The 24,057-nt window shown below is 32.5% G+C and carries 22 protein-coding genes; 7 read left to right on the top strand and 15 right to left on the bottom strand.

Going from position 1 to position 24,057, the window contains the following annotated elements; genetic code table 11:
- Nucleotides 1–104: 104 nt before the first annotated feature.
- From P2W75_RS12570 to P2W75_RS12555, 4 genes are all read right to left on the bottom strand, one after another.
- Entirely contained in the window at nucleotides 105–527 is a 423-nt protein-coding gene (locus P2W75_RS12570) for a cytochrome c oxidase assembly factor Coa1 family protein (protein ID WP_207297100.1), read from the bottom strand.
- Between the two features lie 128 nt (nucleotides 528–655).
- Nucleotides 656–1,525: a hypothetical protein gene (locus P2W75_RS12565; protein ID WP_276380721.1), complete on the bottom strand. Its 870-nt coding sequence runs from the start codon at nucleotides 1,523–1,525 to the stop codon at nucleotides 656–658.
- Nucleotides 1,526–1,624: 99 nt separating this feature from the next.
- Nucleotides 1,625–1,972 carry a hypothetical protein gene (locus P2W75_RS12560; protein ID WP_276380720.1) on the bottom strand — a complete coding sequence of 116 codons (348 nt, stop codon included), beginning with the start codon at nucleotides 1,970–1,972 and terminating at the stop codon, nucleotides 1,625–1,627.
- A 176-nt stretch (nucleotides 1,973–2,148) separates the two neighbouring features.
- A complete protein-coding gene (locus P2W75_RS12555) occupies nucleotides 2,149–3,705 on the bottom strand; it encodes a murein L,D-transpeptidase (RefSeq protein ID WP_207297097.1) in 1,557 nt (518 codons plus the stop codon).
- A 291-nt stretch (nucleotides 3,706–3,996) separates the two neighbouring features.
- Here P2W75_RS12555 and P2W75_RS12550 point away from each other — a divergent pair, with 291 nt between their 5' ends.
- Nucleotides 3,997–7,437: a methylmalonyl-CoA mutase family protein gene (locus P2W75_RS12550; RefSeq protein ID WP_276380719.1), complete on the top strand. Its 3,441-nt coding sequence runs from the start codon at nucleotides 3,997–3,999 to the stop codon at nucleotides 7,435–7,437.
- 49 nt (nucleotides 7,438–7,486) lie between these two features.
- Here the strand turns inward: P2W75_RS12550 and P2W75_RS12545 are convergent, their stop codons facing one another.
- From P2W75_RS12545 to P2W75_RS12535, 3 genes are read right to left on the bottom strand one after another with little or no spacing between them, the layout of a single operon-like run.
- Complete coding sequence (locus P2W75_RS12545) at nucleotides 7,487–7,945, bottom strand: hypothetical protein (RefSeq protein ID WP_276380718.1); 459 nt, start codon at nucleotides 7,943–7,945, stop codon at nucleotides 7,487–7,489.
- Nucleotides 7,909–8,373: a helix-turn-helix transcriptional regulator gene (locus tag P2W75_RS12540; RefSeq protein ID WP_276380717.1), complete on the bottom strand. Its 465-nt coding sequence runs from the start codon at nucleotides 8,371–8,373 to the stop codon at nucleotides 7,909–7,911. Before P2W75_RS12540 ends, P2W75_RS12545 begins: the two co-directional genes overlap by 37 nt.
- Before the next feature lie 6 nt (nucleotides 8,374–8,379).
- Nucleotides 8,380–8,934 (bottom strand): hypothetical protein, encoded by a 555-nt coding sequence (locus tag P2W75_RS12535; RefSeq protein WP_276380716.1) that lies wholly within the window; start codon nucleotides 8,932–8,934, stop codon nucleotides 8,380–8,382.
- A gap of 729 nt (nucleotides 8,935–9,663) precedes the next feature.
- Between P2W75_RS12535 and P2W75_RS12530 the strand changes: the two genes are divergently transcribed.
- The gene (locus P2W75_RS12530) at nucleotides 9,664–10,323 is read left to right on the top strand and encodes a hypothetical protein (protein ID WP_276380715.1); all 660 of its coding nucleotides are present in this window, start codon (nucleotides 9,664–9,666) and stop codon (nucleotides 10,321–10,323) included.
- Nucleotides 10,324–10,339: 16 nt separating this feature from the next.
- Here the strand turns inward: P2W75_RS12530 and P2W75_RS12525 are convergent, their stop codons facing one another.
- A complete protein-coding gene (locus tag P2W75_RS12525) occupies nucleotides 10,340–10,645 on the bottom strand; it encodes a hypothetical protein (protein ID WP_276380714.1) in 306 nt (101 codons plus the stop codon).
- Between the two features lie 210 nt (nucleotides 10,646–10,855).
- Here P2W75_RS12525 and P2W75_RS12520 point away from each other — a divergent pair, with 210 nt between their 5' ends.
- Entirely contained in the window at nucleotides 10,856–11,278 is a 423-nt protein-coding gene (locus tag P2W75_RS12520; RefSeq protein WP_276380713.1) for a helix-turn-helix domain-containing protein, read from the top strand.
- Between the two features lie 257 nt (nucleotides 11,279–11,535).
- Here P2W75_RS12520 and P2W75_RS12515 read toward each other — a convergent pair whose 3' ends face one another.
- The 4 genes from P2W75_RS12515 to P2W75_RS12500 all read right to left on the bottom strand — a co-directional run bounded on the left by P2W75_RS12515 (nucleotide 11,536) and on the right by P2W75_RS12500 (nucleotide 14,381).
- Complete coding sequence (locus tag P2W75_RS12515) at nucleotides 11,536–11,922, bottom strand: secretion protein (protein WP_207297091.1); 387 nt, start codon at nucleotides 11,920–11,922, stop codon at nucleotides 11,536–11,538.
- Between the two features lie 382 nt (nucleotides 11,923–12,304).
- On the bottom strand, nucleotides 12,305–12,709 hold the full coding sequence (locus tag P2W75_RS12510; protein WP_207297090.1) for a DUF3244 domain-containing protein: 405 nt from the start codon (nucleotides 12,707–12,709) through the stop codon (nucleotides 12,305–12,307).
- A 425-nt stretch (nucleotides 12,710–13,134) separates the two neighbouring features.
- Entirely contained in the window at nucleotides 13,135–13,494 is a 360-nt protein-coding gene (locus P2W75_RS12505; protein ID WP_207297089.1) for a DUF3244 domain-containing protein, read from the bottom strand.
- Nucleotides 13,495–14,027: 533 nt separating this feature from the next.
- Nucleotides 14,028–14,381: a T9SS type A sorting domain-containing protein gene (locus tag P2W75_RS12500; protein ID WP_207297088.1), complete on the bottom strand. Its 354-nt coding sequence runs from the start codon at nucleotides 14,379–14,381 to the stop codon at nucleotides 14,028–14,030.
- Nucleotides 14,382–14,831: 450 nt separating this feature from the next.
- Between P2W75_RS12500 and P2W75_RS12495 the strand changes: the two genes are divergently transcribed.
- From P2W75_RS12495 to P2W75_RS12480, 4 genes are all read left to right on the top strand, one after another.
- Nucleotides 14,832–15,704, top strand: a complete 873-nt coding sequence (locus P2W75_RS12495) for an AraC family transcriptional regulator (protein ID WP_276380712.1) — start codon at nucleotides 14,832–14,834, stop codon at nucleotides 15,702–15,704.
- 105 nt (nucleotides 15,705–15,809) lie between these two features.
- A complete protein-coding gene (locus P2W75_RS12490; RefSeq protein ID WP_276380711.1) occupies nucleotides 15,810–17,843 on the top strand; it encodes a M13 family metallopeptidase in 2,034 nt (677 codons plus the stop codon).
- A 151-nt stretch (nucleotides 17,844–17,994) separates the two neighbouring features.
- Nucleotides 17,995–18,864, top strand: coding sequence for an alpha/beta hydrolase family protein (locus P2W75_RS12485; protein WP_276380710.1), 870 nt, complete (start codon nucleotides 17,995–17,997; stop codon nucleotides 18,862–18,864).
- Between the two features lie 89 nt (nucleotides 18,865–18,953).
- A complete protein-coding gene (locus P2W75_RS12480; RefSeq protein WP_207297084.1) occupies nucleotides 18,954–19,472 on the top strand; it encodes a hypothetical protein in 519 nt (172 codons plus the stop codon).
- A 55-nt stretch (nucleotides 19,473–19,527) separates the two neighbouring features.
- On the opposite strand, the gene P2W75_RS12475 is transcribed toward P2W75_RS12480, so the two are convergent.
- From P2W75_RS12475 to P2W75_RS12465, 3 genes are all read right to left on the bottom strand, one after another.
- Nucleotides 19,528–21,333: a T9SS type A sorting domain-containing protein gene (locus P2W75_RS12475; protein WP_276380709.1), complete on the bottom strand. Its 1,806-nt coding sequence runs from the start codon at nucleotides 21,331–21,333 to the stop codon at nucleotides 19,528–19,530.
- A 169-nt stretch (nucleotides 21,334–21,502) separates the two neighbouring features.
- Nucleotides 21,503–22,477: a TerC family protein gene (locus P2W75_RS12470; RefSeq protein WP_207297083.1), complete on the bottom strand. Its 975-nt coding sequence runs from the start codon at nucleotides 22,475–22,477 to the stop codon at nucleotides 21,503–21,505.
- 232 nt (nucleotides 22,478–22,709) lie between these two features.
- Nucleotides 22,710–23,726: a glutamine synthetase beta-grasp domain-containing protein gene (locus P2W75_RS12465; protein ID WP_132990016.1), complete on the bottom strand. Its 1,017-nt coding sequence runs from the start codon at nucleotides 23,724–23,726 to the stop codon at nucleotides 22,710–22,712.
- Nucleotides 23,727–24,057: the final 331 nt, after the last annotated feature.

The following is a 24,057-nucleotide window of genomic DNA, read 5'->3' as shown; positions in this document are numbered from 1 at the left end:
ACTGCAAAAGTATTTTTTAAAATCCCTTCGATACTACCACAATACGTTTTTAAAATAACATATTAAGTTTTTTATTTAGGATATAATCTAAAGAATATATGTTTTTATTTTTGAAGTAAATTAATTTCTTCTTCTGTTTTTTCAACGTAAACCGACATTTCTTCGTAGTTCCATTTTCCTCTTTTATGAGCTACCACAAATAAAGTTCCTTTTCCTTTTGGACCTTTTATAGGAATCTGCAGATCGCATTCGCCTTTGTCGCCGCTTACGTTTATGCTGCCAGAAATCATTCCGTCGGTTTCAATTGGATTTCCTAGTTTTTCGGTTACAATTTTATTCTTTTTTACGGCTGCTATAGATTCTTTGTAAGCATCAGAGTCTTTCATCATTGAAGTAACGCCAAAGAAAATTCCGGCAATAAACAATCCAAAAAGGATAATAAGGCTTAAACATCCAGTTGGAACAAACCATTTCCAGTTTCTGTCCCACCAGTTTTTTCTTTGTATCAACTCATTAGAATCTTCCATAAAATTGTTTTTGGTTTAAATTAGTTGAGGCTAAAATAAGAAATTTATTGAGTCTTAAAAGTTATGTCGTAAATAAAAAAATCACCTATAAATTTAAAGGTGATTTAATTTTGAAATGATGTTACATCTTATCGATTACTAAGAGCAATTTCTTCTAAAGCTTTAGGATTGCTAATAGCTTTTGAAACTTCTTGTTTTCTTAAATTGTCATGATCACCTGTTCCAGTGCTTAAAATTAATTTTTTAGGAATAATAGGCTTTTTATCAAATAGGGTGACATACAATAAAACTGCCTGTAAAAATCCGCCATCATTTAAAAAATGAAGTGTACTTTGGCCAAAGCGAAGATTATCTTTGTTGTTTTTCAAATACTGATAGCCATGTTTTCCTTCGTAAGCATCTGTAACAGCATCACCAACTCTCAGCATCCCTGCATTTTTTATGAACGCGGTCGCTAAAATTGTATTTTTTCGCAATTCTTTATAATACTCGTTATAATCAGAATTTGTATAAGGTAGAGGAGGTATGTTTTGATACACATAAATTGCCGCATCTGGGCTGTTTTTATGTATTTTTTCTGCAATCAGTTTTAGATTTGTTCTATATTTTTCCACATTTGTTAATGCGGTTGGCGTTGATTCCTGTAAGACCACATAATCATAATAATTTCCATCTTTATCTATATTTGAAAAATTCTGATTGGCTTCTGTCTTATTGGTATAATATACTTTGTCAAGTCCAACTCCCATCGTTATCAATTGTTGCACATTTATATTTACATTATTCGCGTTACATAATTCTTGAAATAAAGTGGGAGCGCTTACAAAATATTCTATCTGACTATTGCCTATAAATAATATGCGGGGAGGACCTATAGCTTTTGGGGCTTTTGGTTTACGTATTCCATCTGCTGAAATTGGATTCTCAGAAGTAAAGTTATTACATGAAATAAATAGGAATGATGCAATACTACTAAAAAAGAAAACGTGTTTTTTCATTATGATTCATTAAAAAAAGATTGTGCAAATCTCATTCTAACTAATCACGTTCTCTGCCTCAAAAAGATTTTAAAATAATAATTTAAGGTAAAAAAGTTTTTACTGCAGATATTGAAGATCGGGACGATAAACCGGATTGTTATTTTTTAATTCATTCAATATATCCTGAGTATAATCTTTTCCGCCTTTAATTAAAAAATAAATGGATTTAATAACATATATTGGACCATACGGAATAATACGCCAGCTTAATGATAAATTTAAAAAGAAATGCTTTAAAGCATATTTGAAAGTAGTTTCGTTTGGGCGGATAAAATAAATATTCGAAAGTTTAAATTTTTTAAAGAGTTTTGAAATGGTATTCGGAAAAATTACGAATTTCCCGCCTTGCTGCACCAATAGATTTATTTCGAATAGGGTTAAACCTTCTGTATTATTTGTTTTCATGCTGAGTAAATTTAAAATAATAGTTGGGTATGTAATCTTCTGTAAAAGTCCGAAGAAAAAAATGTCCTGCTGGGAAAAAAAGTCTAAAAAACACTAAAATAAGCTTTTTTTTAAAAGTGATAAAAAAATCGGAAACCCAATAAATGAATTCCCGATTTGTTTTATTTAATAGTAAATTAATTTGCAGTAAGAGTTTTTTCTGGATTTAATTCAGCGTCTTTTTCATAGACATCCGGAAAGAAACCTACTTCTCCGTTTTCGTTAACCAATGAAGTAAAATAACAGATGTAAATTGGCACTTTTTTAGAAAGTTTAAAACTGTTTTCTACTTTTCCTGCCATTGCTTTGTCGATTTTTTCCTGAGTCCATTCAGGATAATCTTGCAACATCGCTGCGGCTAATTCTTTTGCCATTTTCACATTAATACAACCATGGCTGAATGTTCTTTTTTCGAAATCGAATAAGGTTTTAGACGGTGTATCGTGCATATAAATATCATCTGGGTTTGGGAACATGAATTTTACCAATCCCAATGAATTTCCAGGTCCTGGTTTTTGTCTTACCTGACCGTTCACGACTTCCATGTTATGTTCGGCTAGATAATTTTTATCGGCTGCGATTTTCAATTTCAACTCATTGTCAACAATACTTTGAGGTACTGTCCAATATGGACTAAAAACAATTCTGTCAATTTCTCCGTTAAAAATAGTAGTTTTAGTTAAAGGCGATCCTACGAATACACTTGATGTTAAAACGACTTTTCCATTTTTTACATAAATCAATTCATAAGAAGGCACGTTTACCATTACAAACTCATCATTATTAACCAATTGAGGAGATATAGCTCTAATTCTTTCCATGTTCAGCATCAATGTTTTTACCTTATCTGAAACTGGAATATTCATTTCTTTAATGTGTTCTTCGGCCAGAATATAGTTGGGTTTAAAACCATTACGAACTTTATATTTCATAACAGCATCCATCAATTCACGATCATAAAAATCACTTTTAGAATCTTGTTTTAAATCGCCTAATAAATATAAGCGTGTTCTAACTTGTGCAATAGTGCTTGAAACAGCATCTGGACGTAACTCTTTATAAGGCACTTCGGTTACGATAGGTTTCCATTTGCTTGATCTTTCAAGTTTTTTATATTTTTTTAAAACATCCTGAAGTTTATAATATTGGTCGTATAAATTTCCGTCGTCTTCCACTTTAGCTGTTGCTTCTTCGATTGTACTGTAGTTCAGAAAATCTTTAAGCATAGCATCATAAGCTATTTTTTTCTTGTCAGCGTTATTTTTTTTGGTGTACACTACATATAAAGAACTTAGTAACATATCAGCATCTGTTCTGGAAAAATTGGCATCTGATGAAGAATCAAATAACTGATCTATTTCTTTTTGATATGGAATAACCAAATCATTTGTTTTTTTTGCTTTTTGGTATAAAATACTTCCAAACTCGTTGATCTCATCTTCATCATACCAAATGGTTCCAAGAGTTCTGTTTTTATATAATGACATTACTTCAGATTTATACTTTTTTAAATCAGAATACCTCTTGAAGAAGTCATTTGAAATGTTTTCTTTTACGTCATCATTATCTGAATTTTTAAAAGAAATGGTGTTTGATGTTTTTTTATATTTTAAATTGTCATTTTCAATTGTTGCAAAAGAAGATACAAAAAAACTCAAACCTAAAATTACGGTGAATGAATAAAATGTTCTCATTTTTAAAATTTTTACGTTATACTTTTTCATGTTTAAGTCGTGGTAAAAATTTGGGGCTTTTCAACAATGCTAAATTAATTTAGGAAGGCTCAAAAGATGTTTTCAGATTTTAATTAAATGTTGCGAAATTGCCATGTCTTTAAGCTTTCCTTAACTATATCAGTTAGTTACGCAAATTGTTACCTCTTTGGTTTACGAAATCGATTTAATTTTGTTAACATAAAGCTATAGCCTTCATCAAATATTAAAATATTTTGTACATTGGTCGCATAAAATTATCATATTCATAAAATGGAACAACAAATCCCATATATTCCTAAAAATAAAGTAAGAATTGTTACTGCTGCTTCGCTTTTTGACGGACATGACGCGGCCATCAATATCATGCGTCGTATCATACAGTCTACGGGCGTTGAAGTGATTCACTTAGGCCACGACAGAAGTGTTGAAGAAGTGGTAAATACCGCCATTCAAGAAGATGCCAATGCGATTGCCATGACTTCTTACCAAGGCGGACACAACGAATACTTTAAATATATGTATGATTTGCTTCGCGAAAAAGGAGCAGGGCACATTAAAATCTTCGGAGGCGGCGGCGGCGTTATTCTGCCAAGCGAAATTGAAGAATTACATGAATATGGTATCACCAGAATTTATTCGCCAGATGACGGCCGTTCTTTAGGACTTCAAGGAATGATTAATGATTTGGTACAGCGTGCCGATTTCCCTATTGGAGATCAATTAAACGGAGAAATCGATCATATCGAAAATAAAGTGCCAACAGCAATTGCACGTTTGATTTCGGCAGCAGAGAATTTCCCAGAAATTGCTAAACCAGTTTTTGATAAAATTCACGATAGCAACGCTACTTCTAAAATTCCAGTTTTAGGAATTACAGGAACAGGCGGTGCCGGAAAATCTTCTTTGGTGGACGAATTGGTTCGCCGATTTTTAATTGATTTCCCAGAAAAAACAATTGGATTGGTTTCTGTCGATCCTTCAAAAAGAAAAACAGGAGGTGCACTTTTAGGAGACAGAATCCGTATGAATGCGATTAACAATCCTCGAGTATATATGCGTTCGCTGGCGACACGTCAGTCGAATTTGGCATTGTCTAAATATGTAGCCGAAGCGATTCAGGTTTTGAAAGCCGCAAAATACGATTTGATTATTTTAGAAACTTCCGGAATCGGACAGTCTGATACCGAAATTATGGATCATTCAGATGTTTCTTTATATGTAATGACACCAGAATTTGGAGCGGCAACGCAATTGGAGAAAATCGACATGCTTGATTTTGCTGATTTAGTGGCTTTAAACAAATTTGATAAACGAGGCGCTTTAGATGCTTTACGCGATGTTAAAAAACAATACCAGCGCAATCATAATCTTTGGGATAAAAATCCAGATGAAATGCCAGTTTTCGGAACCATTGCTTCTCAGTTCAACGATCCCGGAATGAACACGCTGTATAAAGCAATCATGGATAAAGTAGCAGAAAAAACGAATTCGGACTTGAAATCGACTTTTCAGATCACCAAAGAAATGAGCGAAAAGATATTCGTAATTCCGCCGGGAAGAACACGTTATTTATCTGAAATTGCCGAGAATAATAGAAATTATGATGAGACTGCAATTGCACAGCAAAAAGTAGCTCAGAAATTATACGGAATCTTTAAAACTATAGAATCGGTTTCTGGAAAAATTCCGCAGATTACAAAAGCAGGAATCGATGACAATAGTGTCATCCAGAGCGGAGTCGAAGGACTTGACGAAAACAGAATCTTCTTAAATCTTTTACTAAATCAATTTGATAAAGTAAAAATGGATTTAGATCCGTACAATTGGGAAATTATTCTGAATTGGGCTGAAAAAGTAGCCAAATACAAAAATCCAGTTTACAGCTTTAAAGTTCGTGATAAAGAAATTAAAATCGCGACCCATTCTGAAAGTTTATCGCATTTGCAAATACCAAAAATTGCTTTGCCAAAATATGAAGGTTGGGGCGATATTTTGCGTTGGAATTTACAGGAAAATGTTCCAGGAGAATTTCCTTTCGCTTCTGGATTATATCCGTTTAAGCGTGAAGGCGAAGATCCGTCAAGAATGTTTGCGGGCGAGGGTGGACCAGAAAGAACCAACAAACGTTTTCACTATGTAAGTGCGGGAATGCCTGCAAAACGTCTTTCAACCGCTTTTGATAGTGTAACTTTGTACGGAAACGATCCCGATTTACGTCCGGATATTTACGGAAAAATCGGAAATGCGGGAGTTTCAATCTGTTGTTTAGACGATGCTAAAAAACTATATTCAGGTTTCGATTTGGTTCATGCTTTGACTTCGGTAAGTATGACGATCAACGGACCTGCGCCAATGCTTTTAGGTTTCTTTATGAATGCCGCAATCGATCAGCAATGTGAGATTTACATTAAAGAAAATGGTTTAGAAAAAGAAGTAGAGGCTAAAATCAACAAATTATATAAAGATAAAGGAATTGAAAGACCGAAATACCAAGGCGAACTTCCAGCAGGAAACAACGGTTTGGGATTAATGCTTTTGGGCGTTACGGGAGATCAGGTTTTACCTTTGGAGGTTTACAACGAAATAAAAGTAAAAACGTTAGCACAAGTTCGTGGAACGGTTCAGGCCGATATTTTAAAAGAAGATCAGGCGCAAAATACGTGTATTTTTTCAACTGAATTTGCGCTTCGATTAATGGGAGACGTTCAGGAATATTTTATTACTAAAAACGTTCGTAATTTCTATTCGGTTTCGATTTCAGGATATCACATTGCCGAGGCAGGAGCAAACCCAATTACGCAATTGGCGTTTACGCTTTCAAATGGTTTCACTTACGTGGAATATTATTTGAGCCGTGGCATGAACATCAACGATTTTGGACCAAATTTATCGTTCTTCTTCTCTAATGGAGTAGATCCAGAATATTCGGTTATTGGACGTGTGGCGCGTAAGATTTGGGCAAAAGCCATGAAACTGAAATACGGAGCCAACGAAAGAGCGCAAATGCTGAAATACCATATTCAGACTTCTGGACGTTCGTTACACGCGCAGGAAATTGATTTCAACGATATCAGAACCACTTTGCAAGCTTTGTATGCGATTTACGACAACTGTAATTCATTGCACACAAACGCTTACGACGAAGCGATTACAACACCAACAGAAGAATCGGTGCGTCGCGCGATGGCAATTCAGCTGATTATTAATAAAGAATTAGGGTTAGCGAAAAACGAAAACCCAATTCAAGGTTCGTTCATCATCGAAGAATTAACTGATTTGGTTGAAGAAGCTGTTTTACAAGAATTCGACAGAATTACAGAAAGAGGCGGAGTTCTAGGCGCAATGGAAACGATGTACCAACGTTCTAAAATTCAGGAAGAAAGTTTGTACTACGAAACCTTAAAGCACAACGGAGATTTCCCAATTGTAGGTGTAAATACTTTTTTGAGTTCAAAAGGCTCGCCAACGGTAATTCCGGCAGAGGTAATTCGTGCCACAGAAGAAGAAAAACAATACCAGATTACAATGCTGGACAACCTGCATAATTTCCACGAAGCAAAAGTAAACGAGCATTTAAGCCAGTTACAAGAAGCCGCCATTAAAAACGAAAACTTATTCGATTATTTAATGGAAGCTACAAAGGTTTGTTCGTTAGGGCAGATTACTTCGGCGTTGTTTGAGGTTGGTGGGCAGTATAGGAGAAATATGTAGAAATTTAATTATATCAAAAAACCTCTCAGATAATGAGAGGTTTTTTTGATTATAGATTTTCTTCTGGTGAAAGATCAATTATGATGTCTTTGTCGAGAACTGAATCAGGATCAATTAGGGGGATAAATATTCCATTAATATCAGTGCCCTCTGTCTTTGCGTGTAAAATTCCACGAGCCACTCCGATTGCTACTACAAGCATTAATCTAGCTGTAGCGAAAGGTAAGGTAAATGTTTTTTTCTTTTTATTTAGAAGTTTTTTAAAGCCTTCTTCGTCTGCTTTAAAATGAGCTCCTGCTTCTATAACTAAAAGCTCATTACTGTCTTTTTTTATTTCAAATTTAAAGAGACACCCTAATATTGATTTCGAAGCATCAACGCCTAACTGTATCGTATTATTCATCGCCCCTTCGGTTTTGTTAAATTCAGAAAATAGGTTTTCTGAACAAAAAAACTGTTCTGTGGTGAGTTTTAGCAATGATACTTCGAGTTTACTTCGTGTAGCCATTTTGAGTTTAATTGTTTTTGATTCGGATAAGTAATTTTTTCAACATAAATATTATTAGAACCAAGTGTCTGTCTCTTGCTCTCTAATTTAATAGTTATTTGTGCTTTTTCTTGTTTTTTAGGGTTTAACTCAGGTATTTCAATTAATTTTACCCCTAATACTTTTTGAATCTTGAATATTGTTTCAAGACCTAAATTTTGTTTTGATCTTAATAGCTTTGAAACATATTGTTTTGTAACTCCAAGTTCTTCAGCTAATTTTGATTTTTTCCAACCAAGTTCTTCGAGTCTTGTTATAATTCTCAAAGAAAGTTCAAAGAAGAAATCTTCTGATTCTTCATTTTCCAATTGTAATTGAAACTCTTCTTTCCAAGAATGTTCGGAAGTAGATTCTTCAATAAGCTGTTTTAGTATTTTATTGTTTTCCATAATAAGTTATAAATCGAGATAACACAAGTCAATTTGGTCGTCATCTCCAGACCTTAAATATTCTTCAGCCTGTTTTAATTTTAGTTTTTGCTCCCTCAAATGTGGTGGAGACATTCCGCTTGTAAGTTTTATACCTCCCCCCGTAACAACGTAAGTGTTTTTAGAACAGCGAATGGCATAAATTCTTAGCCAATTATGATGTAATAAGCCTTTACCTTTATCCCATTCTAAATCCCGAATATTGCCATCAATTAAAGGTTTAAAGTAATCTGAGAGAATTTTAAAATTATTATTTTTTCCATCGGTAATAGCCAAAATAGCTTTTTTCATTTCTTTTGCTTGGACACGTGTATTACGAACAGCGTTAGCAACTGTAATACCTCCCCAAACATCTCTTTTGAGATCAGCTAGATTTGCTGAGAAAAATTTATAAAGCCAATATGGATCATCCCAATTTTTAAACAGTTTCTGAAATTCATTTTCACTTTCACCTTCATACTTAACGGAATATAATATGTCAGGTACTAAACAAACAAGTTTAAATTTACGATAATTACTCATAAAAATCAACTTATAGGTTTATTTTTTGCACAAATATTGATTAATAAAATGGTATTAGCAAATTTTTATTCGTCAAATTCTATAAAATTTGTTATTAAGATTTTATCCATTTAACAATTCTCTGAAAAAAAAGTAAAATGTTTTTTATGAATATGATATTTTAAATAGGTTTGGACAAATATATTTATTCGGTAATCCATTTAAAAAAATGATGTCAGTGTCTATACAAACCTGTTCGAAGTCTTGATATTAATGTTTCAATGTAAAATATTATTGCTTTTGAAAATTCTAATGGACTCTAAATTTTTACCTTTCTATTTTTAATTTGTAAATGTAAAAATAGAAGAGTACTTAATAGATTTTTTAGTTTACTGTTTTCTTTCTTTTCAATAAATTTATATTTACTGCTAACGCAATAATCTCGCTTGTAAAACCAATATTTGCCATTTCCCTCGCTAGCACGAACGTCTCACTCGTGAACACAAAGTAATGCACGAGCGGGACGCTCGCGCCAGCAGACGATTTCCCCTGCTAGCGCGAGTGTCTCGCTCGTGAACTCAAAGGTTATTAAAAAAAATATAATAGCTAAACAACATGTAAGTTTCATTCTTAAAAATTTTTAAAAACGCATTTGGTTAATTAAATTGACTAAATGCGTTTTTTTATTTGAGAAATATTTCTTTTAAACGATATATTTACATCATTGAAAATTATAGGAAAATTAAATTTATGAATGAAAAATTTACTTTAACAGGCGGAGCAAGAATAGGAACGGCAAACGCAAGTTATCCGCTGGCTGATCTTTATGTGGATAAAGAGGTTTTAAAAATCAATGCATCAATTGTTGGAAATTTAATTTTTCAGCCAAAAGATATCATTTCTATAGAAGAGTATCATTCAATTCCTATAATTGGAAACGGAATTAAAATAAATCACAGAATAGAAAAATACAATCCAAAAGTTATATTCTGGACTTTTAAAAATCCTGCTACAGTTATTAATGAAATTAAAAAAACGGGATTTTTAGAAAATACAAATTCAGAAATAAGTACTGAAGATTTGAAAATTCTCGAAAGACAAAATCAAGGAGGATTTCCTATCAAAAAACCTGTTGTTGTAATTTTTGTAGTGTTATGGAATTTACTTTTTTTGTTGGACATTATTCCTTTCTTTTTGCAAGATAAACCAGAAGGTTTTCCAATTGGAATAGGCATGAATATCGCTATTGGATTAGCTTTCTTGAGTTCAATTTTACTATTGATATCAGAAAAATTCAGAAGCTTGATTCTAAAAGAAGGAAGAGAATTTGACGATATTAAGAAATTTGCATATCTGCTTGCCTTTGTAAGCGGGATGATGTTCGTTCAGTTTACAATTATGAATCTTTAACACTTACAAATTAAAACTATTCCACAACCTCCCCAACATACCCCAAAAACTCCATTTCATCTAAAGGAAACAATTGCAAAACCGTTTCGAGAACCAAACCTACATTTATAGATTGTTTTCTCTTCTTTTCTACATTGTGCATATCGTGATCGAGGGCGAGTATGCAGAGTTTCAGCATATCGGTAATGAGACAGCCGAGTTCAAAATAATTTAAAACCTTGATTTTGGCGGTGTATTCGTTTGGTGTGTCGTTTACGGCTTGTAACGTACGGAAATGTAAAGCAGTTAATTGTTTTAGATATTCTAGATTTTTAGTTTCCATAAGGCATATATTTTTTAATTGGTGTTTCTATAAATGGCTTTACAATTTGACTTCTGAAAAAAATATTATAAGAAAAATTGTACTTTTGTTTTGGTTTGGCGAAGGAAGAAATAGATTGTATCGTACCGAACCGTTTTGGCTGGTATCGAACTGATCAAATTAGTTTTTTACCAGTTAAAGTTTCTCACACTTAATTATTATCTTTGAATTATGAGCACACTAACAAAACCAAACCATTTAGGACGAAAAATAAGCCGTATTCGTGAACTTCGTGATATGAAACAGGAAGCTTTAGCGCAGGCTTTGGGAATAAGTCAGCAAACTATTTCGGCTATTGAAAACAGTGAAACTATAGAAGAAGATAGACTTATTGAAATTGCAAAAGCTCTTGGTGTAACGGTTGAGGCTATTAAAAGTTTTTCTGAAGAAGCTGCGATTAATTATTTTAATACTTTTACCGATACAAAAGATAGCCAAATGAATTTTGGATACGGAAACGGAAATCATTGTACTTTCAATCCATTAGATAAATTAGTAGAATCTTTCGAAGAAAATAAAAAACTTTACGAGCGTTTGCTTCAATCGGAAAAAGACAAAATTGAATATTTGGAGAAATTACTAAAAGAGAAATAACGAGCATTTTACAAGCATAGAAAAACTTTTCAGAAATGAAAGGTTTTTATTTTTAAAGAAAGTTAAAGAATAAATTTACCCATAGTTTTCTCCTTTCGTCGAAATGACAATATTGTGGTTCTATAAAAAGTTCCAATGGAACGAAACATATTGTAAATATGGATTTTACTCCATCATAAAAATCATGAACATAAAAAAAGCAGTTCTTGGTAAGAGAACTGCTTTAATCGTTTTTTGTGGGGGCAAAAAAAGGTGGTTTAACGACGAAATCCTGGACTATAGTTTACAGATTCGTCTAACTTAACTGTTTTTACCCTCTTGGCAGCAACTTTAATTTCGTGTTTAGCAACTTTTTCGTTTGCTTTTACTTCCAAAACGTAAGTTCCAGCAGGAAAACCTTCTAGACTAATTGTTTTAGAGATTTCTAATTTGTTTGCTGCAGACTCGCCCGCATAAAGTAAATTGTGATTTTCGTCAAAGATAGAGAATGATGCATTTTCTACTGTGTCTAAAGTAAAGCTAACTACTTTTCCTTTTCCAGTTTTAATGTTTAAAATGTAATCTCCATTTCCATCAATGGCATAAGTAAATACTGTTGCTAAAAAAAAGGCCGCAACCAAACCTGCTTTGGTAAATTTTGTCATGTTTTTTTTGAAATTAATTATTAATATTACTAAATGTGGAACGTTATAAAACTACAAATAGAAATTTAATTTTTTGCAAAAATAATATCTTTTTTGATACTTAAAATGCTGAATTAAAACTCTTTCGACGTTTTATTTACGCTATGTACGTAAATAAAGGGCTTACGGATTATTTTTTTTTGAATTTTTTAATGGTGTAGAAATCAAGGGAATACATTTATTAAGAATAATTTTTCAAAAAAAATAAAAATGCATTTTTTGCTTCAGTAAAATGTAAAAAAAAACAGCTCAATAACCACAAAGAGCTGTTTCTAAAACAATCACGTTTTTAACTTTACTAACTATCTAACCTTGTTTTATACTTATGAGAAGTATAACTTTTTTAGCGTACTGCTACGCTTGTATTTTTAGCAGAAACTCCTGCTTTGTACACTGATGATATTGCTTTTGAAGATAAAACAGTATTTGTATCAGTAATTTTAATTTCGTGTTTTACTTTTTTTACGTTGTCTTCAACTTCTAAGAAGTAAGTTCCTTCTGGAAATTCTTCAAGGCTGAATGTTCGTAAAATTCCATCTTTACCTGAAGCAGTTTCAGAATAAATTAGAGAACCGTCTTTATCATAAATCGCAACATTTGCTTTTTGCACTCTGTTGATTGCAAAAGTGATTAGCTTTCCGTTAGCTTTTATAACGTGAAGATTAAAATCTCCATTTCCATCAATTGCATACGTACTTCCTGTAAAAAGTACTGCACATACTAAACTCAATTTTAAAATCTTTTTCATAGTTCTTAGTTTTTAAATTATTAGTTTAATTCTCTGATGTAAAATTACTACAAGAAGGCATGTTTTTTAGTTGCTCTATTTTCCAATTTCGATGCTGTATTCTCATTTACGAAACCGTTATAGGTTAAAATTTGAATTATTTTTATCGTTTTTGTTAATTCGGCTATTTTTTTTCAACGTTTTTGCAAAATAATAATTTTACGTTGAACTAACTTTTGGGTAATACCTTGCGAGTAAAAATTAGGGCTTTGTAAACTTGGTTTTACCCGAAAGTAAAGAGCAAAAAAAAACAGCTCAATAACCACAAAGAGCTGTTTTTAAAACTTACGTTTTTAAACTTTACTAACTATCTAACCTCATTTTATACTGTATGAACAAGTATAAGTTTTTAGCGTTTCCGCTATATTTTTACAGAAAATCTGTTATTATTTTTGTAATGCTTTTGGCGACAATACTGTTGCAGAAGCAGTAACTGTGATTTCGTGTCTTGATTTTTTAAAATTGTCTTGAATTTCTAAAAAGTAAGTTCCGGTTGGAAATTCTTCAAGACTGAAAGTTCTTAAAATACCTTCTTTACCAGAAGCATTTTCAGAATAAATTAAATTATTGTCTTTGTCATAAATGCTAATGCTTGCTTTTTGAACTTGGTTCATGGCAAACGTGATCATTTTTCCATTTGTTTTCAATACATGAAGGTTAAAACTATTTCCTCCGTCAATTGCATACGTACTTAAACCTGAAAGGAGCACTGCCGCTACTAAACTTAATTTTAAACTCTTTTTCATAACTATTTGTTTTTGTTGTGTTGTTGTGTCTAATTCTCTGATGTAAAATTACTTTAGTTATGCTTGTTTTTTATCAACTCTATTTTCCAATTTCTATGCTATATTCTCATTTACGAAACCGTTATAGGTTAAAATTTGAATTATATTTATCGTTTTCGTTAATTCGGTTATTATTTTTCAACGTTTTGGCAATATGCAGGTTTTGTACTTGATAAGAAAAAATAGAATATCACAGTTTTTTTTCAACCGCTTTTAACCGCAAAGTGCGCAAGGAAAAAAGCGCAAAGTTCGCAAAAGCTTTATATATAAACTTTGCGAACTTTGTGTAAAATCTTTGGTGTCATAGAGGTTCAAAAAGAAAAAAGTATAGAGCAAAAAAAAACAGCTCAATAACCACAAAGAGCTGTTTCTAAAACTTACGTTTTTAAACTTTACTAACTATCTAACCTTATTTTATACTTATGAGAAGTATAACTTTTTAAGCGCAAGGATAACGCTTGTATGGTATAGCAGAAAATCTGCTTATTTCATTCTTAAAGAGCTTTTGCAGATAAAACAGTGCTCTCGTCTGTAATGGTAATTTCGTGTCTTGATTTTTTAGAATTATCTTGAATTTCTAAAAAGTAAGTTCCAGCTGGAAATTCTTCTAAACTGAAAGTTCTTAAAATACCTTCTTTACCAGAAGCAATTTCAGAATAGATTAAGCTTCCGTATTGGTCATATATACTAATATTTGCTTTTTGAACTTGGTTCATTGCAAATGTTATTTTTTTTCCGTCATTCTTTAATACGTGTAAATTAAAAGCATTACCACCATCAATTGCATATGTACTTACAGTTGTTAAAAGTACTGCTGCTACTAAACTTAATTTTAAAATCGTTTTCATATTCACTTATGTTTAAATTCTTAGTTCATTTCTCTGATGTAAAATTACTTCGGAAGTTCAATTTAAAACACAACTCTATTTTCCTATTTATGTGCTATATTCTCATTTACGAAACCGTTATAGGTTAAAATTTGAATTATTTTAGGTGTTTTTGTTAATTACGGTATAATTTTTCAACGTTTTTACGAAAACGATATTTTTTGAAAATTTCTATATTTCCTACAAAAATGTGAGATTGGTATAAATTCATTTTATAAAATGCGATATGTTAAAAAAAAATGGGATAAAAATATCAGTCAGAGAAAAAATGGTTGTTTTGATTGTTAATTTTAAGCTGTAATTTTTAAATTTTGATGAAAAATTCTCATTTGCGAAACCGTTATAGGTTAAAGATTGCGTTTTTTTAGATGTTTTTGTTAAATTTGCTATTATTATTTAAAGATATTTATCATGAAAACAGTTGCCCCAGCTCTTGAAGTGATAACTAACTCATACGGAAGTTCTTTTACCTACACCAAACACGCCGAAAAGACCAATAGTAAAGCTCATTTATGGCATTATCATCCAGAGATTGAGTTGGTGTATATAAATGGCGGGGCAGGAAAAAGACAAATAGGAAGCCACGTTTCCTATTATACAAATGGTAGTTTGATTCTGATAGGCTCTAATTTACCGCACTGCGGTTTTACAAATGAACAAACGGGAAATATAAATGAAACCGTTATTCACATTAAACCTGAATTTTTAGGAAATGGTTTTTTTGATGTTCCTGAAATGAGAAAGATTCAAAATATTTTGAGTCAGGCCAAAGGCGGAATTGCTTTTGGAGGAGATACAAAAAAAAGAATAGGAGATAAGATCGAAATGATGGAAACCCAGCAGCCATTTGAGCGCTTGCTGACACTTTTGAGTATTTTAGATGAATTAGATTCGTCTGAAGAATACACCATGCTCAATGCCGATGGTTTTACGATGGAACTCCAAACACAGGATAACGACCGTATGAATGTAGTCTTTAATTATGTAAAAGATAATTTTCAGCAGTCTATTGCCATCGATGAGGTTTCAAATTTGGTAAGCATGACCACGCCATCATTTTGTCGTTATTTTAAAAAGATTTCCAATAAAACCTTTACTGAGTTTGTAAACGAATACCGTTTGGTGCACGCTTCAAAACTTCTGGCCGAGAAACCAATGAGTATTAACGAAGTTTGTTATGAAAGCGGATTTAATAATTTCAGCCACTTTAGTAAATCTTTCAAGCAATATACAGGTAAAAGTGCTTCGCAGTACCGCCTTGAACACAAGATAATTATTCAATAGTTATTGATTGTATTGTTATAAAAATTATATTTACTCCTTATTATTTTAAAAACGTAACAAGTTAATAAGGAGCAAAATATAACCTAACAAAAAACCAAGAACTAAATGAATTTATTCAGAAAACCTCTTATCTTCCTGTTTTTAGGATTGGCATTATTTAGCTGTAATAAAAAAGAAACAGCATTTTCAGACCCTTTACTTACCAATCGCGATACGACTGTTAATCCAGCAGATGATTTCTTTACGTATGCAAATGGCGGCTGGTTCAAAAAAAATCCAATTCCCGGCACCGAAAGCAGTAATGGTATCATGAAAATTGTCATGGATACTATTAACAAGCAAATCAAAAACATTTGCGAAAAATCAGCAGAAGAAAACGCTCCTAAAGGAAGCAACAAACAAAAAATTGGTGATTTTTATGCTACAGGTATGGATACTCTTGCAATTGAAAAAGCAGGTTTAACTCCTTTAAACGCCGAATTCCAAAAGATTAATGACATAAAAGATGTTTGCGAACTGGTAAATGTAATTGCACATTTGCAGACAATTGGCGCCAATCCGGCATTTTCATTTTATGTTTCCCAAGATGATAAAATAAGCAGTAAATATGCATTGTTCTTCAATCAGGGCGGACTTGGGATGAAACAAAGAGATTATTATCTTGATAATGACAAGCGTAATGTTGCCATCCGTGCAGAATATATGAAACATCTTAAAGCGATGATGCAATTTACAGGCGAAGAGGATGCTGCGGCTTCAAAAAATGCCGATGTAATTATGAAGCTTGAAACGGAATTGGCAAAATCTTCAAGAAAATTAGAAGAATTGAGAGATCCTTTGAAAAACTATAATAAACTTAGCGTTGATAAATTCAATACCTTAACTTCTAATATTGACTGGAAAAAAGTCTTGCCAGTTTTAGGTATTGCAAAAGCAGATTCTGTTATCGTGGGTCAGCCTGAGTTTTTTAAAGCTCTTAATGGAACTTTAAAAACATATAGTATAAACGACTGGAAAACCTATCTAAAATGGAATTTGATAAATTCATATGCTGAATATCTTCCTAAAAAATTTGAAAAACAGGATTTTAAATTTTTCCGTACCGTTTTAATGGGCGTTACCGCTCAAAAACCACGCTGGGAAAGGATAGTTTCACATACAGATGATTACTTAGGCGATTTAATTGGTCAAGTATATGTTGCCGAATATATGCCAAAAGGGGTAAAAGAAAAACTGCAGGAAGTAGGAAACAACATTCGTGATGTATTTGCAGACCACATTAAAAAGCTGGACTGGATGAGCGAACCTACCAAGAAAAAAGCATTATACAAGTTAAGTAAAATTGTAATGAAACTGGGATATCCTGATAAATGGAAAGACATGAGCCAGCTTTCGATTGACAGAACTTCGTTTTGTGGGAATGTTTTAAAAGCGAATAACTGGGCTTACAAACATATGATTAATAAATACGGAAAACCTGTTGATAAAAACGAATGGGGAATGCAGCCTCATACTTATAATGCATATTATAGTCCGAGTAACAACGAAATTGTGATTCCGGCTTGTAATATAATAGTTCCAGGATATGAAGGACGTATGCCGGATGATGCTATTATATATGGTATAATTGGAGGTTCGTTTTTTGGACATGAAATCACACACGGCTTTGACGATCAAGGAAGTCAGTACGACGAAAAAGGAAATTTAAATAATTGGTGGACAGCAGAAGATTTGAAAAAGTTTAAAGCCAAAACAAAATTAATCGTTTCTCAATATAGTAAGTATTCTATTTCAGGTAAAAATGTAAACGGCGATGCTACCCAAGGTGAAAACATTGCTGATTTAGGTGGAGTAGTAATGGGATACGAAGCTTTTCAGAAAACAAAACAGTTTAAAGAAAATGAAAAAATAAACGGATTAACTCCAGATCAGCGTTATTTTCTGGCATATGCATATTCCTGGATGATTAACCGACGTGACGAAGCGAAAATTAATCAAATCATGACTGATGTTCATGCTCCAGAACAATTTAGAGTTAACGGACCTATGAGCAATATTCCGCAGTTCTATAAAGCATTTAACGTAAAAGAAAACAATAAAATGTATTTGCCTGATAGCCTTAGAGTGTCAATCTGGTAAGCTGCATCGCAAAATCATAATTGTAAAAACCATCAAATCTTTTTGATGGTTTTTTTAATGGAAATTACGACAGAAAAGCAAGTCGGATTTTTCAGATAGTTTATTGAGAAAAAGACCTATATTTACAATCCTTAATCGAAAAACTATCAAAATGAAAAACCTTAAAATTTTAGTATTTGCAGTTTTGCTTTTCGCTTCGTCAATGTCCTATGCAGCAAAAGTAGACACTTTACAAATTGCAAGTACGGCAATGGGAAAAACCTATAAAGCGGCTGTCGTGCTGCCAAATACCTATGCCAAAAGTAAAACCACTTTTCCGGTGATGTATTTGTTACATGGAGCTTACGGACATTTTAGTGACTGGTTAAAAAATACTCCAAATAAGAAATTGGTTCAAAGCTTATCAGATCAATATAACTTGATTATCGTAATGCCAGAAGGTGAAACATTCAGCTTTTATCTGGACAGTCCTGTAAATAAAGAAAGTCAGTTTGAAACTTTCATTACACAGGAAGTAATTCAAAAAGTAGATCAGACCTATAAAACCATCAGCAATCGAACAGGACGTGTTATAACAGGACTTTCAATGGGCGGACATGGTGCTTTGTACCTTTCAACCCGACATCCAGATTTATTCTGTGCTGCAGGAAGTATGAGCGGCGCTGTAGATATGGGAGCAATGCTTAACAGAGATTCTTCGGCTCAGGTGGTAAAATTAATGCAGCCCGTTTTTGGCGATAAGAGCGGCAGTACCGAAATGTATGAACAACATGCTGTTTTAGGAATGTTGGATAAAATAAAAGCCAACAAACTTCCTTTAATTATTGACTGCGGTGTTGATGATTTCTTGATAGAACCAAACAGAGAATTACACAGAAGAATGGTTTACAATAAAATTGAACACGATTATACCGAACGTCCAGGCGCACATACATGGGAATATTGGGAAAATTCTTTACCATATCACGTATTATTTTTCAGCAAAATTCTGCTTAAAAACCAAACGGTTACAAAAAAGTAAGAAAAAAATAGCGGATTTTAAGACTTAACATTTTTTTTGGTTTGATTTTTGGAATACCTTTATAATACAAACCTTAAAAAATAATTATTATGAAAAAGATACTTACCTTATTTGCAGTTATTGGATTAGTTGCATTCTCAAGTTGCGAAGGACCAGAGGGGCCTCCGGGACAAGATGGAATAGGAGCTCAAGCATTTGAAATTTTGAATACAAATTTTTCGTATAATGCTAATGACGGTTATTTTATATCTGGAACTTTTCAAAGTAAAGTTGGGGGTGATTTATTTGATGATGAAACAGTTTTGATTTATAGATTGAAAGGAACAATAAATTCTCAAACTCCAATTTGGCAATTAATTCCAACTACACTTTATTTTGATAATGGAGATGAAATAACGTATGATTATGATTTTAGTAAAAAAGATTTTCAAATTTATGTAGGAGCAAATTATAATCTAGCAGAAACTCCTAGTTATATAAATAGCCAATCTTTTCGTATTGTTATAATTCCTTCTGCTTTAGCTTCAACAATAAATAAAAATAGTCTTACTGATGTAATGAAGGCTGCAAAATTAAGCGAGAGCCAAGTCCAAAAAATTAAACTTTAATATTTTGGATATATAAGTAATTAAAAAAGGGAATCGAAAGATTCCCTTTTTTAATTTACTGCTTAATAAATGTTTTTTGAGCAATTCCTAAATTTTGGTTTTCAATAGTAATGAAGTATGTGCCAGCGGGTAAACTTGCGACATTTATATTTATCAATTTTGAATTTAAAATAGAGTAATTGTTTGAATTTACTGTATTCCCCATAATATTAGAAACTGTAACTTTTGCATCTGATATATCTACTGTACACTCAATATTTAGAGTTGAAGAAGTTGGATTTGGATATATTTGAATAAACGGTACTGATGCCGTGCCATCTAAAGATACTTCGTTACTATAACTGGAAACAGTTCTATTGATTAATCTGTTGGTTACAATTGAATAGTTTATTTTAGTAATTCTTCTATATCTATATGTTGTTTGAAAGGCATAACGAGGGTTTCTCATATTTGAAACAACCGTAAGTGGCTGTGAAGGAAAATAATCTTTAGAAGTTGCGTTTGGAATATCTGCCCAAACAGAAATTGAATTTCCTCCTTGAATATTTTGGCTTTGCCACTGATAGTTAAGCGAATTTATAGCGAAATTATCACCTGCTTCTATTGGGGAATCAACGCCGGCAGTTGAACCAGTAATTATTTTAGGATTTTCAAAGCTGGTTTCGGATTGAATCTTTAAAATTTGATCACAACAAATAGTATTGTTAAAGCGTAACCCTCTTACGAGAATTTTTAATTCGTTACTTACTCTTGAGATGTTTTTATAAATTGCAATCCTTCTAATGGAATAATTTATATCTTCTGAATTTGAGGCTTGTGATAAAGTAGCTGAAAAATTAATATCTGCATTGTTTTCATTTGGTATTGTAATCCATGGATTAGAATCCAAACTTGTGTTTTTATATTCCCATTTATAAGAATCAACGCGTACTACATCATCTCCTCTTTGATTTATATGATTTGGATCTTGTAGCATATTCAAATTAATCATTGATGTAAAGCCATATAAATTAAGTGTTTTAACACTTGATAATTCATAGATTCCATCTGAATTAGGAGTGTCATTGGTGGTAATTGTATTTGTTAGTATAGGTGAGGGTAATACAGTTATAGTTACAGCGTTGCTTTTATTTGGTTTGGTCGAAGTACCTGCGTAACCCAAACTTCTTGTTACGGTAAAATTTTTTAGTTCTGCTATATAATCAAAAGTTAATACTTTGTTTGCATTGTCGACATTTAAAAACCTTACCGATGGATTTCCATTTGCTTCCCAAGAAGCACTTATACCGTATGTTTTGCCTTGGTATGGATTTAAGTATTGAGAACCAGTTATGGGTGTTGGTCTATCTCCTAATCTAACAGTTTGGTTGCAACACAGTGTATTTGTAATTTTTGCAGGATCAGGAGCGTCGGCTGGAGGATTTACGCCGCCGTTCATTGTTGCACTTTTGGTTACGGGAACATAGGAACTCTTATAGACTACGCCACCCGGTGTTTTGTATTCTGCATAAATTTGACCTCCAGAAGTAGAAATGCTATTCCAATCAATGTTTATTACGAAACTTTGTGTTGCAGTTTTTCCTTCTCCAAAAAAGAGCATTGTACTGCTTCCTCCAATTGATATAGTAGGGGTTAAACCACTTACTGTATATACAGTAACAGTTCCGGTATTTCCTGGGATAGTTGGCATTTCAACTCGAACACTCAAAGCTACAGTAGAGTATGGTGTTCCTCCTAGATTAACAGAAGTACCATTAAAAGCGTTTCCATTTACAGTTGTTGGAATTAATGTAACTTTTTGAGCAAATGACCCAAGAGTAATAAAAAATAATAAAAAAAGATAATTGTACTTTTTCCTCATGATTTAAAATAATATAGGATTAATAATAAAGCAAAAATATATTTTAAATACGAAATACCTTATTTTTTATTGTTAAAAAGTATGAAAAGTACTAATTTTTTATGATCAAAGGTAAAAAAAAAGGAATCGAAAGATTCCCTTTTTTTTATTACTTATATATTTCTAAAACTTATTCTTCAGTAGAATCTGAATCCGTAAGTTCTTTTTCTTCTCCAAATTTTAAAGAAACTAGAATTCCAACTAAAAGAGAAAGGGCAATAAATCCTAAAGAAGCCCATTCTGGTACGTGGATCCAATCGTGTAAAAGCATTTTTAAACCAACAAATGCCAAAATAGCGACTAAGCTGTATTCTAAATAACTGAATTTTGCCAGCATATTGGCTAAGAAAAAATACATAGAACGCAATCCAAGAATAGCAAAAATATTAGAACTAAATACTAAAAACGGATCTGAAGTAATGGCTAAAATAGCAGGAACACTATCGACTGCAAAAAGGACATCCATAACTTCAATTACAATCAAAGCAACAAATAATGAAGTTGCCGCTTTTTTTCCTTTTTCGGTTCTAATGAAAAATTTCTCGCCGTCAGTCTCTGAAGTAATTGGTATAATTTTTCCTAAAGCCTTATATATAAAAGAATCTTTTGGGTGAAAATCCTCATCTTCTCCAGAAAACAGCATTTTTACAGCGGTAAATAACAAGAACGCACCAAATAGATAAGTCGTCCATGTAAATTTATTAATCAGCATTACCCCAAAGAAAATCATTAATCCGCGAAAAATAACAGCTCCCAGAATTCCCCAGAATAAAACACGGTGCTGGTATTTCTGTGGAATTTTGAACGAAGCAAAAATAATAGCAATAACAAAGATATTGTCAACACTTAACGAAAGCTCGATCAAATATCCAGTAATGAATTTCATGGAAGCCACTGCCGGTTTTAACTGATCTGGATTTTCGATATAATCGGTCGTGTACAACCAGTATATAACACCTGAGAAAATGAAGGATAAAGTTACCCAGATTAGAGTCCATTTACTGGCTTCTTTAGTGCTGATGATATGTGGGGTTTTATTAAAAACTCCCAAATCCAAAGCAAGGATAAAAACAACTGCCAGTAAAAACAAAGTCCAGACTATCATAATGATTTTTTTAAATGATTTACAAAGATAACTTTTGATGTTTAAATTAAAAATTAATTAGTACGAAAGGTACTTTTAAAATTTTTGGTTGATTGTTGGTGGTTGATGGTTGTGAATTTTTAATTTTTAATTTTTAATTTTTAATTCTTAAAATAGATATCCTTATTGTTTCTAATAAAAAATGCCTGCAGTTTTTGCAGGCATTTTTAGAAAATATATGGTAAGCTTTAAATTATAGAGCTGATTTAACAGTTTTGATAATTCTAGCAGCAATTTTGTATGGGTCTCCGTTTGAAGCTGGTCTTCTGTCTTCTAGCCAACCTTTCCAACCTTTTTGAACAGTCATTAAAGGAATTCTGATAGAACATCCTCTGTCTGAAACTCCATAAGAGAAATCATTGATAGAAGCAGTTTCGTGTTTACCAGTTAAACGCTGCTCATTGTAAGCTCCGTAAACTGCGATATGCTCTTTAGTAACAGGACGGAAAGCTTCACAGATTTTCTCGTAAGTTTCTTGAGAACCACAAGTTCTAAGAACTGAGTTAGAGAAGTTAGCGTGCATTCCAGAACCATTCCAGTCAGTATCTCCTAGAGGTTTTGGGTGATATTCAATATAGTAACCATATTTCTCAGTTAAACGGTCTAATAGGTAACGAGCAACCCAGATTTCATCTCCAGCTTTTTTAGCTCCTTTAGCGAATAATTGGAATTCCCATTGTCCACAAGCAACCTCTTGGTTGATTCCTTCAAAGTTAATTCCTGCAGCGATACATAAATCAGCGTGTTCTTCAACTAATTTTCTACCGTGTGTGTTTTTTCCACCTACTGAACAGTAGTACATCCCTTGTGGAGCAGGGTATCCTCCAACTGGGAAACCAAGTGGAAGTTGAGTTTTAGTATCCATGATGAAATACTCTTGTTCGAAACCAAACCAAAAATCATCATCTTCATCATCAATTGTAGCTCTTCCGTTAGAAGGGTGTGGTGTTCCGTCTGCATACATAACTTCAGACATTACTAACCATCCGTTGATACGAGTTGGATCAGGATAAATTGCAACAGGAACTAAAAGACAGTCAGAAGAACCACCTTCAGCTTGTTTAGTTGACGAACCATCAAATGACCAATTTCCAAGTTCTTCTAATGTTCCTTTGAAATTTTCGTGCTCTTCAACTTTAGTTTTACTTCTAAGATTTTGAGTTGGTTCGTATCCGTCTAACCAAATGTACTCTAACTTAATTTTAGCCATAATAATATAAATTTATTTTTTTTGTTTTTTCGCTGGGTCAAATATAGATTTATTTTTTTAGTCCTAAAAATTAGGGGGCTATTTTGTTTTGGCGAGTGTGATTTTTTGGAGAAGCGCAATTTTCGAAGGGGTATATTTTAAAATAAGTAATTTTTTATGGGGTAAAAAAATAAATTCGTAATAATTAAGGGGTATTTTTGATTTTTTGGGTTAAGGAATTATGAAAAAATGTTTATTTAATGAATAATATTGCGGTTTTTTGTTATATTTCTGCATACGACAATGTATATTCTCTGAAAAAACCGTCTTTCATTGTGAAATTAGAGTTCAA

It is taken from the genome of Flavobacterium sp. H4147 (assembly GCF_029360735.1).
Classification (GTDB): Bacteria; Bacteroidota; Bacteroidia; order Flavobacteriales; family Flavobacteriaceae; genus Flavobacterium; species Flavobacterium endoglycinae.
Note: the sequence above shows the minus strand (reverse complement) of the source record. Positions and strands in the feature narration are given on the sequence as shown.

Coding starts and splice junctions, on each gene's coding strand:
- P2W75_RS12570 (WP_207297100.1), bottom strand. CDS start 527: ATGGAAGATTCTAATGAGTTGATACAAAGAAAAAACTGGTGGGACAGA.
- P2W75_RS12565 (WP_276380721.1), bottom strand. CDS start 1,525: ATGAAAAAACACGTTTTCTTTTTTAGTAGTATTGCATCATTCCTATTT.
- P2W75_RS12560 (WP_276380720.1), bottom strand. CDS start 1,972: ATGAAAACAAATAATACAGAAGGTTTAACCCTATTCGAAATAAATCTA.
- P2W75_RS12555 (WP_207297097.1), bottom strand. CDS start 3,705: ATGAGAACATTTTATTCATTCACCGTAATTTTAGGTTTGAGTTTTTTT.
- P2W75_RS12550 (WP_276380719.1), top strand. CDS start 3,997: ATGGAACAACAAATCCCATATATTCCTAAAAATAAAGTAAGAATTGTT.
- P2W75_RS12545 (WP_276380718.1), bottom strand. CDS start 7,945: ATGGCTACACGAAGTAAACTCGAAGTATCATTGCTAAAACTCACCACA.
- P2W75_RS12540 (WP_276380717.1), bottom strand. CDS start 8,373: ATGGAAAACAATAAAATACTAAAACAGCTTATTGAAGAATCTACTTCC.
- P2W75_RS12535 (WP_276380716.1), bottom strand. CDS start 8,934: ATGAGTAATTATCGTAAATTTAAACTTGTTTGTTTAGTACCTGACATA.
- P2W75_RS12530 (WP_276380715.1), top strand. CDS start 9,664: ATGAATGAAAAATTTACTTTAACAGGCGGAGCAAGAATAGGAACGGCA.
- P2W75_RS12525 (WP_276380714.1), bottom strand. CDS start 10,645: ATGGAAACTAAAAATCTAGAATATCTAAAACAATTAACTGCTTTACAT.
- P2W75_RS12520 (WP_276380713.1), top strand. CDS start 10,856: ATGAGCACACTAACAAAACCAAACCATTTAGGACGAAAAATAAGCCGT.
- P2W75_RS12515 (WP_207297091.1), bottom strand. CDS start 11,922: ATGACAAAATTTACCAAAGCAGGTTTGGTTGCGGCCTTTTTTTTAGCA.
- P2W75_RS12510 (WP_207297090.1), bottom strand. CDS start 12,709: ATGAAAAAGATTTTAAAATTGAGTTTAGTATGTGCAGTACTTTTTACA.
- P2W75_RS12505 (WP_207297089.1), bottom strand. CDS start 13,494: ATGAAAAAGAGTTTAAAATTAAGTTTAGTAGCGGCAGTGCTCCTTTCA.
- P2W75_RS12500 (WP_207297088.1), bottom strand. CDS start 14,381: ATGAAAACGATTTTAAAATTAAGTTTAGTAGCAGCAGTACTTTTAACA.
- P2W75_RS12495 (WP_276380712.1), top strand. CDS start 14,832: ATGAAAACAGTTGCCCCAGCTCTTGAAGTGATAACTAACTCATACGGA.
- P2W75_RS12490 (WP_276380711.1), top strand. CDS start 15,810: ATGAATTTATTCAGAAAACCTCTTATCTTCCTGTTTTTAGGATTGGCA.
- P2W75_RS12485 (WP_276380710.1), top strand. CDS start 17,995: ATGAAAAACCTTAAAATTTTAGTATTTGCAGTTTTGCTTTTCGCTTCG.
- P2W75_RS12480 (WP_207297084.1), top strand. CDS start 18,954: ATGAAAAAGATACTTACCTTATTTGCAGTTATTGGATTAGTTGCATTC.
- P2W75_RS12475 (WP_276380709.1), bottom strand. CDS start 21,333: ATGAGGAAAAAGTACAATTATCTTTTTTTATTATTTTTTATTACTCTT.
- P2W75_RS12470 (WP_207297083.1), bottom strand. CDS start 22,477: ATGATAGTCTGGACTTTGTTTTTACTGGCAGTTGTTTTTATCCTTGCT.
- P2W75_RS12465 (WP_132990016.1), bottom strand. CDS start 23,726: ATGGCTAAAATTAAGTTAGAGTACATTTGGTTAGACGGATACGAACCA.